This window comes from Pseudomonas sp. NFACC16-2, assembly GCF_900119205.1.
In the GTDB taxonomy this organism is placed as follows: Bacteria; Pseudomonadota; Gammaproteobacteria; order Pseudomonadales; family Pseudomonadaceae; genus Aquipseudomonas; species Aquipseudomonas fluorescens_Q.
The window spans coordinates 24153-37916 of the sequence record NZ_FPIX01000037.1 but is presented as its reverse complement, the minus strand read 5'-3'; the positions used below and the strand labels follow the sequence as shown (position 1 = coordinate 37916).

The window sequence follows — 13764 nt, the reverse complement described above, 5'->3', positions numbered from 1 at the left end:
TGCAGCCACTATATATAGCGGTGCCGCGTCAGGCGCCAACCGCCTTTCACTTTTTAGAATTCAGGAATTTTCTGATCCATGGGCAAATCGCTGGTCATTGTGGAATCCCCGGCTAAGGCCAAGACCATCAACAAGTATCTGGGCAACCAATACGTGGTGAAGTCGAGTATCGGCCATATCCGAGACCTGCCCACCAGCGGTTCGGCTAGCGCCAGCAAGGAGCCAGCCGCCAAGCGCGGCAAGGCTGCGGCTGGTGAGGCGCCGGCGCTGTCGCCGAAAGACAAGGCGCGCAAGCAGCTGGTCTCACGCATGGGGGTCGATCCGGAACACGGCTGGAAAGCCAAGTACGAGATCCTCCCGGGCAAGGAAAAGGTCATTGAAGAGCTGCGCCGGCTCGCCAAGGATGCCGACACCATCTATCTCGCGACGGACTTGGACCGCGAAGGGGAAGCCATTGCCTGGCACCTGCGCGAAGCCATTGGTGGGGATGACAGTCGCTACAAGCGCGTGGTGTTCAACGAAATCACCAAGAAGGCCATCCAGGAAGCCTTCTCCCAACCGGGCGAGCTGGATATCGATCGGGTCAACGCCCAGCAGGCGCGTCGCTTCCTCGACCGCGTGGTGGGCTACATGGTCTCGCCGCTGCTGTGGGCCAAGATCGCCCGTGGCCTGTCGGCCGGGCGAGTGCAGTCGGTCGCCGTAAAGCTGGTGGTGGAGCGCGAGCGCGAGATCCGCGCGTTCATCCCTGAAGAGTACTGGGAGGTCCACGCCGACCTCGGCACTGCCAAGGGCGCGACCGTGCGCTTCGACGTGGCCCGCGAGAAGGGCGAGGCCTTCAAGCCGCTCAACGAAGCCCAGGCCATGGCTGCGCTGGAGAAGCTCAAGGCTTCCAGCTACAGCATCGTCAAGCGCGAAGACAAGCCGACCAGCAGCAAGCCGTCGGCGCCGTTCATTACCTCCACGCTGCAACAGGCCGCGAGCAATCGCCTGGGCTTTGGCGTGAAGAAAACCATGATGATGGCCCAGCGTCTGTACGAAGCCGGCTACATCACCTATATGCGTACCGATTCGACCAATCTTTCGGCCGATGCCGTGGCGATGGCGCGCACTTATATAGAAAGCGAATTCGGCAAGAAGTACCTGCCGGACACGCCGAACGTCTACAGCAGCAAGGAAGGCGCGCAGGAGGCTCACGAAGCGATTCGTCCGTCCGATGCCAACACCGAGCCAAGCAAGCTGTCGGGCATGGAACGCGATGCCGAGCGTCTCTACGAGCTGATCTGGCGCCAGTTCCTGGCCTGCCAGATGCTGCCAGCGCAATACCTGTCGACTACCGTCAGCGTCGGTGCCGGCGACTTCGAGCTGCGCGCCAAGGGCCGCATCCTGAAGTTCGACGGCTACACTCGCGTCATGCCGCAGATCACCAAGCCTGGGGATGACGACGTCCTGCCAGACATGGCCCAGGGCGACGTGATGAAGCTGATCAAGCTTGATCCGACCCAGCATTTCACCAAGCCACCGGCCCGTTACTCCGAAGCCAGCCTGGTCAAGGAAATGGAAAAGCGCGGTATCGGTCGTCCTTCGACCTACGCAGCGATCATCTCCACCATCCAGGACCGCGGCTATGTGGCGCTGCACAACCGTCGTTTCTATTCGGAAAAGATGGGCGACATCGTTACCGAGCGTTTGTCCGAGAGCTTCTCGAACCTGATGGACTACGGCTTCACCGCCGGTATGGAAGAGAACCTCGACGATGTGGCCCAAGGCGAGCGCGACTGGAAAAACGTTCTCGACGAGTTCTACGGCGACTTCAAGAAAAAGCTCGAAGTGGCCGAAAGCCCTGACAGCGGCATGCGCGCCAACCAGCCGGTCATGACTGACATCCCGTGCCTGACCTGTGGGCGCCCGATGCAAATCCGTACCGCCTCGACCGGTGTGTTCCTCGGTTGCTCGGGCTACAGCCTGCCACCCAAGGAGCGCTGCAAGGCGACGGTCAACCTGGTTCCGGGCGACGAAATTGCAGCCGACGATGAGGGTGAATCGGAATCCCTGGTGCTGCGCGGCAAGCATCGCTGCCCGATCTGCAGCACGGCGATGGACGCCTACCTGCTGGATGAAAAGCGCAAGCTGCACATCTGCGGTAACAACCCCGATTGTGCCGGCTACGAGATCGAAGAGGGCACTTATCGCATCAAGGGCTACGAAGGCCCGAGCCTGGAATGCGACAAGTGTGGCAGCGAGATGCAGCTCAAGACCGGCCGTTTCGGCAAGTTCTTCGGTTGCACCAATCCGACCTGCAAGAACACCCGCAAACTGCTCAAGAGCGGCGACGCGGCGCCGCCGAAGATGGATCCGGTGAAAATGCCGGAGCTCAAGTGCGAGAAGGTCAACGACACCTATATCTTGCGTGACGGCGCTTCCGGCCTGTTCCTGGCAGCCAGCCAATTTCCGAAAAACCGTGAGACCCGTGCGCCATTGGTGATGGAGATAGTGCCGCACAAGGACGAAATCGATCCGAAGTACCATTTCCTCTGCGAGGCACCGCAGAAGGATCCGGACGGGCGTCCTGCGGTCATTCGCTACAGCCGCAAGACCAAGGAGCAGTACGTGCAGACCGAAGTCGACGGCAAGCCGACCGGCTGGAAGGCCTATTACGACGGCGGTAAGTGGACGGTCGAAGACAAGCGCTGATTGTGGCGCTTGCTTGAAGATGCGGGGTTAAGCGAGGGGCCCTGTGGCAAGGGAGCTTGCTCCCGCTGAATGGCGCAGCCGTCCCCAGGCAGGACCCGACTGAACAAAAGGCCGCATGACAACCCATGGGTTTTCATGCGGCCTTTTTGTTTTTGGCTTGCAGTGGCCGCGGTTGATCCACGACACTGTCGCACTTGCGTGAAGCTTTCATTTCGTTGGGGAGATGCCGCCATGGCCCACGAACTCTATACCCGCACCAATCAGAAAATCTATTTCGCCGGCCTATCGCTCGAAGCACTGACCAGGGCCGAGGACGGGCGTGCGATGAACTCCCCGGCGCTGCTCCAGGCAGGCCGTGAGTCCGCGCTGTTTCACCTGTACGGTGCGTTGTTGGGGTTGTGCCATGAAATCGCCGGTTTCTATCGCCTGCCACAAGCGAATGCCCCGCGGGCCGAGCTGCTGTTGACCCGCGAAGTGCTGGAAACCATCGCGATTCCGGAGCTGGCCGAAATGGTCGAGCTGGCGCATAACCCGGAAACCTGGCTTGCGAAGTTATTGGCGGCCCATGCGGCGCTGTTCGAGCCGCCCCGGGCCCCGCGCAAGCCCAAGGGGGACGTGACCCAACCGTTGATCGTGGCGGTCAATCTGGATGAGCAAGACCCAGAGCAGGAGTTGAGCCGGGAGGAGCTGGAGAGCTGGCGCCAGAACCTCAAGAGCCTGGCGATACGCTTTCGTGACGGGTTGAACGAGTGCTGAGTTTCCCCACGGCCCGTTACGTTCGTTGATAACGCTTGGTCAAGATCCCGAGCGGAGCCTGGCCGATGACTATATAATCCTCGCCTTTCGTGGAGAACAGACTTTTATGCCTACGTCCTTTCTAGAAATTGTCGAACTTCCTGATGGCCGCATCGAGCTGCGCAGGGCCGAGGACGAGGGTTCTCTGGTTACCCTGAACTTCTCCGAAGATGCCAAGGTATTCCTCCAGGGCCAACACGTCGAAGTTGCCAAGGCGATGTTGAGCGTAGGCGTTCAGATGGCAGGTCGCCTGGTTGAAGGCGAATTCAACAAGGAAGAGGGGCCGCGGGTTCTTCATTGATCCCGTCTGTCGGCTTTTTTGAAGTGTGTGGCTGGTCGGCTTCTCTGCCTTGGAGAAGCCCCGCGTCTGTCTTAGCCCAATCGAATATTCAGGCTTTGTGCGTCCCCGGTGCGGGCGGCGCTGATCAACTGTTGCCGTGCGGCGGCGGTCAAAGGGTTGAGCCAACTGACCACAGTGTGGCTACGGCCCAGGCGCAAGGCCTCGCAAGTCAACTGTTGGGCGCTTTGGGTGCCCCGCGGCTGCAACAACAGGATACGCTCACGGTTCAGGCCGGCATCCCGCAACCAGGCCTGGGTGACGCTGGCCGGTGGTGCGATCAGCGTAAGCCAGCGAGCATCCTGGTCCTGGCTGAGTTCTCGCAGGATCGGCGCCAGCAGGTTCAGGCAGTTTCCGGCCGCACCACGTAACGACAGTTCGCTGAAGGCCTCGGGTTCGACGCCCCAAGGCGACTCGATGACCTCTTTCAGGACTGGAACCAGCGGTTGGGCCATGAATGCCTCGAACAGCGGAAGTTGTGTGTGTTGTGGTGTGTGAGGGAACTGCATAAAGCCTCCTTTAGCGGCGAATGACGCCGACGCTCAAGCCTTCGATGACCAGGTCCTGATCTTTCAGGTTCACTTCGATGGGGGCGAATTCCGGGTTCTCGGCAATGAGCCAGACCTTGCTGCCGTCGCGCTTGAAGCGCTTGACGGTCACTTCGTCGCCGATTCGCGCCACCACGATCTGACCATTGCGGGCTTCGCGGGTGGTGTGGACGGCCAGGAGATCACCGTCGAAGATGCCGATGTCCTTCATGCTCATGCCGTGTACACGAAGCAGGTAGTCGGCACGAGGATGGAAGAACGAAGGATTGATGTTGCAGGACTCCTCGACATGCTGCTGGGCCAGGATCGGTGCGCCTGCCGCTACCCGGCCGATGATCGGCAGGGTGGTTTCGTCGGCCTTGGCTTCGAAGCCGGGGATGCGAATGCCACGGGATGCGCCCGGGGTCATTTCGATAGCACCCTTGCGCGCCAGCGCCTTGAGGTGTTCTTCAGCCGCGTTGGGCGACTTGAAGCCCAGTTCCTGGGCGATTTCCGCGCGGGTTGGCGGGTAGCCGTTGTCTTCGAGGCAGCGTTTGATGAAGGCCAGAATCTCTGCTTGGCGTGGCGTCAGCTTTAGCATATTGATCGCTCTGTCTTTTTATACAGTGACTGGGATTATATACAGTGGACAGCGCTTGGCAATCCTCCTTTTTTCACGAGGCGCTGGACGGTCGGTCGGGCGGTTGAATGCGACATGACTACCACCCGTGGAAAGGTGTGGTTAAATACGTGACCGGGCGTTCGCAAAACGCCCCGGCAGGCTTGACAACCCCAGGGCTGAAACGTATGTTTCAAACAAGTGTTTGTCAGGCGGAGTAACCATGGCCCAGTCGGAAACCGTTGAGCGCATTCTCGATGCTGCCGAGCAGTTGTTCGCGGAAAAAGGTTTCGCTGAAACCTCGTTGCGTCTGATCACCAGTAAGGCCGGGGTGAACCTGGCGGCGGTGAACTATCACTTCGGCTCGAAAAAGGCCCTGATCCAGGCCGTGTTCTCGCGGTTCCTCGGGCCGTTCTGCCTGAGCCTCGATCGCGAGCTGGAGCGGCGCCAGGCCAAGCCCGACGTCAAGCCTACCCTGGAAGAGCTGCTGGAAATCCTGGTCGAGCAAGCCCTTGTCGTGCAGCCGCGCAGCGGTAACGACCTGTCCATTTTCATGCGCCTGCTGGGCCTTGCCTTCAGCCAGAGCCAGGGGCATTTGCGGCGTTATCTTGAAGACATGTACGGCAAGGTGTTCCGCCGCTACATGTTGCTGGTCAACGAGGCGGCGCCGCGTATCCCGCCGATCGAGCTGTTCTGGCGTGTGCACTTCATGCTCGGCGCCGCGGCGTTCAGCATGTCCGGTATCAAGGCGCTGCGGGCTATCGCGGAAACCGATTTCGGCGTGAACACCTCCATCGAGCAGGTGATGCGGTTGATGGTGCCGTTCCTGGCTGCCGGCATGCGCGCCGAAACCGGCGTAACCGATGAAGCCATGGCGGCCGCGCAATTGCGCCCGCGCAGCAAATCCGCCCCGGCGCCCGCCAAGGCGTAAGGGTATGGGTGTGCGCAGCGGCCTACATCCGCTAAGCTAGCCGCCCATGCCGACTCTCGTTTCTAATCCGTCTTATCCTCCCTTGTGTCACCGCGACCTGCCGGGCCTGGCTCCTGGCAACGATGTCGTGGGTGTGTCGCCACGCGGGTTCATCTTTATCAAGGAAATTCTATGACTGCCGGCCTGCAAGGCTCGTTGATGGTGGACGTCGCCGGTACTTGGCTGACGGCCGAAGATCGCCACCTGTTGCGTCAGCCCGAAGTGGGTGGCCTGATCATTTTTGCCCGCAACATCGAACACCCACGTCAGGTGCGGGAATTGAGTGCGTCGATCCGTGCCATCCGTCCCGACCTCCTGTTGGCGGTGGATCAGGAAGGCGGCCGCGTCCAGCGCCTGCGCCAGGGATTCGTGCGCTTGCCGGCGATGCGGGCCATCGCCGACAACCCGAACGCCGAATACCTGGCCGAACAGTGCGGCTGGATCATGGCCACTGAAGTGCTGGCGGTCGGTCTCGACTTGAGCTTTGCCCCGGTGCTTGACCTCGATTACCAGCGCAGCGCCGTCGTCGGCAGTCGTTCCTTCGAAGGCGACCCCGAGCGCGCTGCGTTATTGGCCGGTGCCTTCATCCGTGGCATGAGCGCCGCCGGGATGGCCGCCACTGGCAAGCATTTCCCCGGGCATGGCTGGGCCGAAGCCGATTCCCATGTGGCGATTCCGACCGATGAGCGTAGCCTGGAGCAGATTCGCGCCAATGACCTGGTGCCGTTTGCCAGGCTGACCAAGCAACTGGCCGCCGTGATGCCGGCCCATGTCATCTACCCGCAGGTTGACGCCAATCCGGCTGGGTTCTCTCGCCGCTGGTTGCAGGACATCCTGCGTGGCGAGTTGCAATTCGAGGGCGTGATCTTCAGTGATGACCTGTCGATGGCTGGGGCGCATGTGGTCGGTGATGCCGCCAGTCGTATCGAGGCTGCCTTGACGGCCGGTTGTGACATGGGCCTGGTGTGCAACGATCGCGCGGCTGCCGAGCTCGCCTTGAGCGCCGCCCAGCGCCTGAAGGTCAAGCCTTCGGCACGGATCGCCCGCATGCGCGGCCAGGCCTACGCTTCAACGGAATATCGCCAGAACCCTCGCTGGCTGGCGGCGCTTGGCGCGCTCAGGGCTGCCCAGCTGGTTGATTAAGGATTGTCCTGTTATGCGTAATGATCGGCGGTACCCATGACCCAGCCAGTTGAGGCGCTTCTGGAGAGTGATTGGGAAGAGTCCTTCCATCAACGTTACCTTGAGCGCGGGTTTGACTACGCCGAGAGAGCGCGAGTACGGATACTGCGAATAGATGAGCAATCGATTCACGCCGAATGCGAGGGTGGCGGCGATAGTGTCTATCAGCAGGTGATCGCGCTCACTCGTTATCGGGGATACGACGGCGTTCGTTACGAATGCTCGTGTCCGGTCGGTGACAGCTGCAAGCACTGCGCTGCTGTCATGTTCCATTTGATATCGAATCCGCAAGCACTGGAGGCTGGCTCCGCCAGCGAGCGCCTGAATTCTGAACTTGAAACCTGGATCAAGTGTATTCCCGAGTGGGACGCCGATTCGCTACCGAGCAAACAAGACGCCGATGTCCGGATCTTCTACAAACTCAAGAAGTCGCACATAGGGCAGTGGATTTTGGAGCTCTTCAAGGGGCGCCAGCTTGATGATGGTTCCCTGAAGGATCTGAAAGCGTTTGGCCAACTGACGGACATGCTGAATCGTTTTCCGAATTATATGTTCGACGTCGACAAGCAGATTGGCCAGTCGCTTATCAGCAGTCAGCATTATCACAGCCAGAACAGCTTTCCGTTGCAAGGTCGCCACGGCGCCGAAGTGCTGGCGCTGGCATTACAGTCCTCACGCTTGTTCCTGGATTTCGACCCGCCGCAGCCATTGGGCGCAGGTCCGCTAAAAAATGCGCAGTTTTTCTGGGCTGAGCAGGCCAATGGCAACTATCGGTCTCGGTGGCGCAGTGGCGATCAGGTACTGGATAACCTCCTGGTGCTTGAGCCGCTTCATTATCTGGATTTGTCGCGCAGGGAGCTTGGCCGGTTGTCCTATGAAATGGACGACAAATTGGCCTGCCATTTATGCCGTGCGCCGGAGGTACTCGCGCGGGATGTCGTGCTTTTCAGCCATAGAATCAATGCTGTCGACGTCCCTATCCCGCCGCCGAAAGAACTGACTGAGCGCATCATCGACGGTATTGAACCGCGAGCGGTGTTGACGTTGGGAAGTGCAATCAACTTCCGGCACTGGAAATCTGTTCCAGAACATCGCGCGGCACTGACCTTTTTTTATGAGGGTCATATGGCGGGCGACAAAGCATCCACCGAACTATCGATTCTGTCCGGAACCGAAATTTTGCGCATTCAGCGTAAACCGGATGTCGAGCAAGCCTTTCGCACCGTTCTGCGTAAGGTTGGTTTCAAGAAAACCAGTCGCAAGAGCCTTGCGCTGGCGGACATCGGGGGTGAGCTATTTCAAATGGCGGATGACGACGCCTGGTTGGCCTTCATGGACAAAGGCCTGCCGCGATTGCGTGCCGCCAATTGGCAGGTCGATATCGAAGCGGGTTTTCATTTCGATCTGCAACCGGTGGAGCAGTTGTACGCCGACATCGAGGAGTCTCCCGGTCGAGAGTGGTTCGATTTACAACTGGGCATTGTCGTTGATGGAAAACGGCACAGTCTGCTGCCGATCCTGCTTCATCTGCTTCGCTCAAGCCCGGAGATGATGGATCCGGACAACCTTGATCGGCGCGATGATGAAGAGTTGCTGTTGCTCGATCTCAACGGCGGAAAGTTCGGGGCGGGTCCTGGCGTGAAGGTCGCGTTGCCATATGGGCGGGTCAAGCCGTTGATGGCAACGCTTGGTGAGTTGTACATGAAGGAGCACCGGGGGGACTCGATACGGTTGAATGCCTTTGATGCGGCCAGGTTGAATGTGCTTGAAAGCGTGCCATTGACTTGGCAAGGCGGGGAACGGTTGCGCACGTTCGCCAAGCGATTACACGAGTCGACCCATGCTCATGTCCCGGTGCCGGCGGGGCTCAAAGCCACCCTGCGACCTTATCAACTGGAAGGGCTCAATTGGATGCAGACTCTGCGCGAGCTGGACGTCGGCGGCATCCTGGGCGATGACATGGGCTTGGGTAAAACCTTGCAGACCCTGGCTCACCTGCTTTGTGAGAAGCAGGCCGGGCGCCTGGATGTCCCGGCGCTTGCAGTCATGCCCACCAGTCTGATTCCCAACTGGCTCGACGAAGCGGCACGCTTCACGCCGCAGCTCAACGTCGTGGCGCTTCATGGTGCAGCCCGGCAAAAAGATTTCGCCAGCCTTGCACAGTACGACCTGGTTCTGACGACTTATGCCTTGTTGCCGCGGGATTTGGAGGTGCTGAAATCCCAGGCCTGGAGTGTGCTGATTCTCGATGAAGCGCAAAACATCAAGAATCCCACCAGCAAGGCCGCCCAGGCTGCTCGCGAACTCAATGCCCGGCAGCGCTTGTGCCTGTCCGGTACGCCCCTGGAAAATCACTTGGGCGAACTCTGGTCGCTGTTTCATTTCCTCCTGCCCGGCTGGTTGGGGGATAACAAAAGCTTCAACCGAGACTACCGGACGCCGATCGAAAAACATGGTAACAGCGAGCGAATGCACCATCTGACGGCGCGAATAAAACCGTTTCTACTGCGGCGCAAAAAGGAACAAGTCGCCACCGAACTGCCACCCAAGACTGAAATCATCCATTGGGTCGACCTCAGTGACGGGCAGCGGGATGTCTATGAAACCGTGCGCGTGGCCATGGACAAGAAAGTGCGCGACGAAATTGCTCGCAGCGGCGTGGGCCGTAGCCAGATCATCATTCTCGATGCGTTGCTTAAGTTGCGCCAGGTCTGCTGTGATTTGCGGTTGCTCAATACGGTGCAGACGGCCAAGGCGCTGCGTTCCGGTAGCAGCAAGTTGATCAGTCTGATGGAGATGCTCGAAGAGTTGCTCAGCGAAGGGCGCAAGATTCTGCTGTTTTCCCAATTCACCTCGATGCTGGTCCTGATTGAAGCGGAACTGCAAAAGCGCAGCCTGACCTATTCCTTGCTGACCGGATCCACCACGGATCGCCGCACCCCGGTGAGGGATTTTCAGAGTGGCAAGGTGTCGCTGTTTCTGATTAGCCTCAAGGCCGGCGGTACGGGGCTCAATCTGACGGCTGCCGACACGGTGATTCATTTTGATCCGTGGTGGAACCCGGCAGTGGAAAACCAGGCGACCGACCGGGCTTATCGGATCGGTCAAAACAAGCCAGTGTTCGTCTATAAATTGATTGCCCGAGGCACGGTGGAAGAGAAGATACAGGCGCTTCAGGAGGATAAGGCCGCGTTGGCGGGCAGTCTGCTGGATGGCGGCGCGACGGGTGGGTGGAAGCTTGAGCAGAGCGATATCGAAGCGTTGTTTGCACCGTTGCCCAAGTCCTGATTCGCTGGCACATTCACTGGCTATGTCGCCTGATAGTCAGCCATCGCAAGCTGGCTCAGCTCCCACAGGAAACGCTGTGAATCAGCGCTTTTCCAATTTGTCCGGCAGCGGCGCGAACAATGCTTCGATATCGTCGCTCTGCAGTTTCCAGTCTCCGGCCACGCGTCCGTCCAGTACGCCGGCCGCGAGGTCGGATTTTTCCTTTTGCAGCAACTGGATCTTTTCTTCCACCGTGCCTCGGGCAATCAGCTTGTAGACGAATACCGGTTTTTCCTGGCCGATGCGGTAGGCGCGGTCGGTCGCCTGGTTTTCGGTGGCCGGGTTCCACCATGGATCGTAGTGAATCACCGTGTCGGCCTCGGTCAGGTTCAGGCCTACACCACCGGCCTTCAGGCTGATCAGAAAGATCTGACGCTTGCCGCTCTGGAATTCCTTGACGGGCGTGCGCCGGTCGCGGGTCTGGCCGGTCAGGAGGGCGTAATCGACGCCGCGTTTCTTCAGCTCATCTTCAATCAGCGCCAACATGGACGTGAACTGGGAAAACAGCAGCACCCGACGGCCTTCTTCAAACAGCTCGTCGAGCATCTCCATCAGGCTGTCGAGCTTGCCCGAGGTGCTGCCTCGGGCGGGCAGGGTGGCGTCGTTGATCAGGCGCAGGTCGCAACACACCTGGCGCAGCTTGAGCAGTGCCTCAAGAATGATGATCTGGCTGCGGGCCACGCCTTTGCGAGTGATCTCGTCGCGGACCTTCTTGTCCATCGCCAGGCGCATGGTTTCGTAGACGTCCCGCTGGGCATCGCTGAGTTCGACCCAATGAATGATCTCGGTCTTGGGTGGCAGCTCTGTCGCCACTTGTTCCTTGGTCCGACGCAGCAGGAAGGGTTTTATCCGACCGTTGAGGTGCTGCAGTCGTACATCGCTGCCGCGCTTTTCGATCGGTACGCGGTAATCGCGATTGAAACTCTTGACGTCCCCGAGCCAGCCCGGCAGCAGGAAGTGAAACAACGACCACAGTTCGCCCAGGTGGTTTTCCAGGGGCGTACCGGACAGGCACAATCGCTGGCGGGCGTTCAGCTCGCGGGCGGCCTGGGCGGCTTTGCTGGTAGGGTTCTTGATGTACTGGGCTTCATCGAGGATCAGCACGTGCAATGGCTGCGCGGCCAGGCGCTCGACATCCTTGGGTAGCAGGGCATAGGTGGTGAGGACCAGATCGTAATCGGCCAGTCGTTCGAAATGCTTTTTGCGCCCGGCGCCATACAGGGCCAGTACCTTGAGTTGCGGCGTGAAGTGAGCGGCCTCGTCGAGCCAGTTGGGAATCAGGCTGGTGGGCATCACCACCATGCACGGGCGATCGAGGCGCCCGGCATTTTTTTCGCTGAGAATGTGCGCCAGGGTCTGTAGGGTTTTACCCAGGCCCATGTCGTCCGCGAGGATGCCGCCGACTTCCAGCTGTCGCAGTGATTGCATCCAGCTCAAGCCTTCGAGTTGATAAGGCCGTAGCGTCGCGTTCAGCCCTTCCGGCGCGGTGGTGGTGTAATCCTTGATGTCCCGCAGGCGCTGGGCCAGGCCGCGAATGTGTTCGCCACCTTCCCAGGTCAGTGGCATGTCCTGCAGCGGGTTCAGGCGCAGGGCATCCGCGCTGTTGAGGCGCAGTTTGGTGGTGCCGGGTTCTTGCAGGTAGAACTCGCCCAGGGTCGCCAGCACCGGTTTCAGCCGGCCATAGGGCAGGGCCACTTGCTGCGGGCCGAATTCGGAGTTCGGACGGTTGGGCAGGTTGACCAGAATCAGTTCATCGTCCCGGCGCCTGGCCAGGCGTTCCGGGTTGAACAACTCGATGTGCGAGCGCATCAGGTTCAACAGGATCGGCAGCAGGCTCAGGCGCTCGCCGTTGACGATGATCCCCAGTTCCAGGTCGAACCAATCCCGTTCCGGTGTTTCCTCGACCGTGGCGTACCACTCGTCCACGGCCGTCAGGTCGAAGCCGAAGTCCTCGTCGATCTGCAATTCCCAGCCCTGGGTGCGCAGTTTCGGCAGGTCGTTGAGGGTGAAGGTCAGCCAGGCACTGTCGTTGACCATTTCATACAGTTCGCCAGCGCTTTCCGGCAGGGCCTTGCTTTGTCGGGTCGCGACCTTGAAGCCGAGGATTCGCAACTGTTCGCGGTAGGACTGTTCCACATCGGTGTGGCGTTTTATCCGCAGCGTCTGGGTTTCCTGGCGAATCAGCACGTCGGTGTTGCGCTGGCCGCTGACGTACTCGTCCAGATAGCTGAAGGACAAGGCGGCGCGGTGCTGGATGTAGCGTTGCATCTTGCCGTTACGCGGTTCGAAGGCACTGAACTCGATACTGGCCAGCCACAGGCGCGGCACCGGTTGTACGTTGTCCACCAGCACTTGCGGTGGGGCCTTGGGGCTGCGGTTGTCCAGCACGGCCTGGAGTTTTTCCAGCAATTGCGCGTCTTTTTCGGCGGCCGGATAGGCCAGGGTTTCCTGGACTTGCAGCAACACCGCCGCGCAGTGCTTGCAGTTGATGCGCACCGGGCAGGAGCAAGCGGCTTCGAGCAGAATCAGCGCGCCCTTGGCTGACTCTTTAAGGCGAATGGTCTGACGGTAGACGTTACCGCCAGAGCCTTCGCAACTGGCGGTGATGGTGCTGTCGCCGGCCTCGACGATCCTGACGCGGTTTTCCAGGGCATAACGGCGCCCGCGCTCCAGGCTTTGTTCCTTGAATCGATTGACCCAGGAAGGTGCCAAGGGTTTGCTCAGGGGCGAGGGCATAGGCGCGCCACTCAGTCCGGAATGACTTCAGGTGCCTGCCGTGGCGCGGGCGCGGTCAACGAGGTGATCTTGATCAGCAGCCCAAGATGCCCGTTGTCGAGGAAGTTCAGTTGGCCATTCTTGGTATGGCTCTGCTGCTTGAGGCGCTCGCTGGAGGTGACCAGGCCATTGGCGTTGATCTGGTTGATCCAGAAATCGGCATCCACGTCGGTGAAACGGCCCAGCTTCAGTTCCAGGGTGCCCTCGATGGGGAATTGCCCGAACTGTTCGGCGCCGTCGCTGATGGCAATTTTGCGCCCCTGTTCACCGAGCGTCTGCTGCCAGGCCTTGTGCATCAATACCGTGTATTGGCCGCTGGCGGTGAGTTTCTCGACGATGTTGCCCATGGCCGGCGTGCGCTGGCTATCTGCGCCCAGGCGTTGCGCGCCGGCGTCCCAATCTTCCGGTGCGGCACGGCTGATAATTGCCGGCTCGGCATTCTGGCGCACCAGGATCATTTCAACCTGATACAGGTCGTCGGCAAGCGCCAGGGGGGCGACCAGGGTCATCAACAAGGTCAGTGAGCGGAACAGGCGCATGT

Annotated in this window: 10 protein-coding genes; 6 read left to right on the top strand and 4 right to left on the bottom strand. The window is 60.0% G+C overall.

Annotated features, from left to right (window positions below):
- Window positions 1-78: 78 nt before the first annotated feature.
- From topA to BT116_RS23635, 3 genes are all read left to right on the top strand, one after another.
- On the top strand, window positions 79-2691 hold the full coding sequence (topA, locus tag BT116_RS23645; protein WP_063322185.1) for a type I DNA topoisomerase: 2613 nt from the start codon (window positions 79-81) through the stop codon (window positions 2689-2691).
- Window positions 2692-2922: 231 nt separating this feature from the next.
- The gene (locus tag BT116_RS23640; RefSeq protein ID WP_072347518.1) at window positions 2923-3447 is read left to right on the top strand and encodes a DUF6586 family protein; all 525 of its coding nucleotides are present in this window, start codon (window positions 2923-2925) and stop codon (window positions 3445-3447) included.
- A 106-nt stretch (window positions 3448-3553) separates the two neighbouring features.
- Entirely contained in the window at window positions 3554-3787 is a 234-nt protein-coding gene (locus tag BT116_RS23635) for a hypothetical protein (protein WP_003183419.1), read from the top strand.
- 71 nt (window positions 3788-3858) lie between these two features.
- Here BT116_RS23635 and sulA read toward each other — a convergent pair whose 3' ends face one another.
- On the bottom strand, window positions 3859-4332 hold the full coding sequence (gene sulA / locus BT116_RS23630) for an SOS-induced cell division inhibitor SulA (protein WP_063322183.1): 474 nt from the start codon (window positions 4330-4332) through the stop codon (window positions 3859-3861).
- 10 nt (window positions 4333-4342) lie between these two features.
- Window positions 4343-4951, bottom strand: coding sequence for a transcriptional repressor LexA (gene lexA / locus BT116_RS23625; protein ID WP_003199651.1), 609 nt, complete (start codon window positions 4949-4951; stop codon window positions 4343-4345).
- 241 nt (window positions 4952-5192) lie between these two features.
- On the opposite strand from lexA, the gene BT116_RS23620 reads away from it, so the two are divergent.
- From BT116_RS23620 to BT116_RS23610, 3 genes are all read left to right on the top strand, one after another.
- Window positions 5193-5900 (top strand): TetR/AcrR family transcriptional regulator, encoded by a 708-nt coding sequence (locus BT116_RS23620; RefSeq protein ID WP_072347516.1) that lies wholly within the window; start codon window positions 5193-5195, stop codon window positions 5898-5900.
- A 183-nt stretch (window positions 5901-6083) separates the two neighbouring features.
- On the top strand, window positions 6084-7082 hold the full coding sequence (gene nagZ, locus BT116_RS23615; protein ID WP_170845925.1) for a beta-N-acetylhexosaminidase: 999 nt from the start codon (window positions 6084-6086) through the stop codon (window positions 7080-7082).
- A gap of 36 nt (window positions 7083-7118) precedes the next feature.
- Window positions 7119-10409, top strand: a complete 3291-nt coding sequence (locus tag BT116_RS23610) for a DEAD/DEAH box helicase (RefSeq protein ID WP_072347513.1) — start codon at window positions 7119-7121, stop codon at window positions 10407-10409.
- An 81-nt stretch (window positions 10410-10490) separates the two neighbouring features.
- Here BT116_RS23610 and BT116_RS23605 read toward each other — a convergent pair whose 3' ends face one another.
- Window positions 10491-13184, bottom strand: a complete 2694-nt coding sequence (locus BT116_RS23605) for a DEAD/DEAH box helicase (RefSeq protein ID WP_072347511.1) — start codon at window positions 13182-13184, stop codon at window positions 10491-10493.
- A gap of 11 nt (window positions 13185-13195) precedes the next feature.
- A complete protein-coding gene (locus BT116_RS23600; RefSeq protein ID WP_072347509.1) occupies window positions 13196-13762 on the bottom strand; it encodes a CsiV family protein in 567 nt (188 codons plus the stop codon).
- Window positions 13763-13764: the final 2 nt, after the last annotated feature.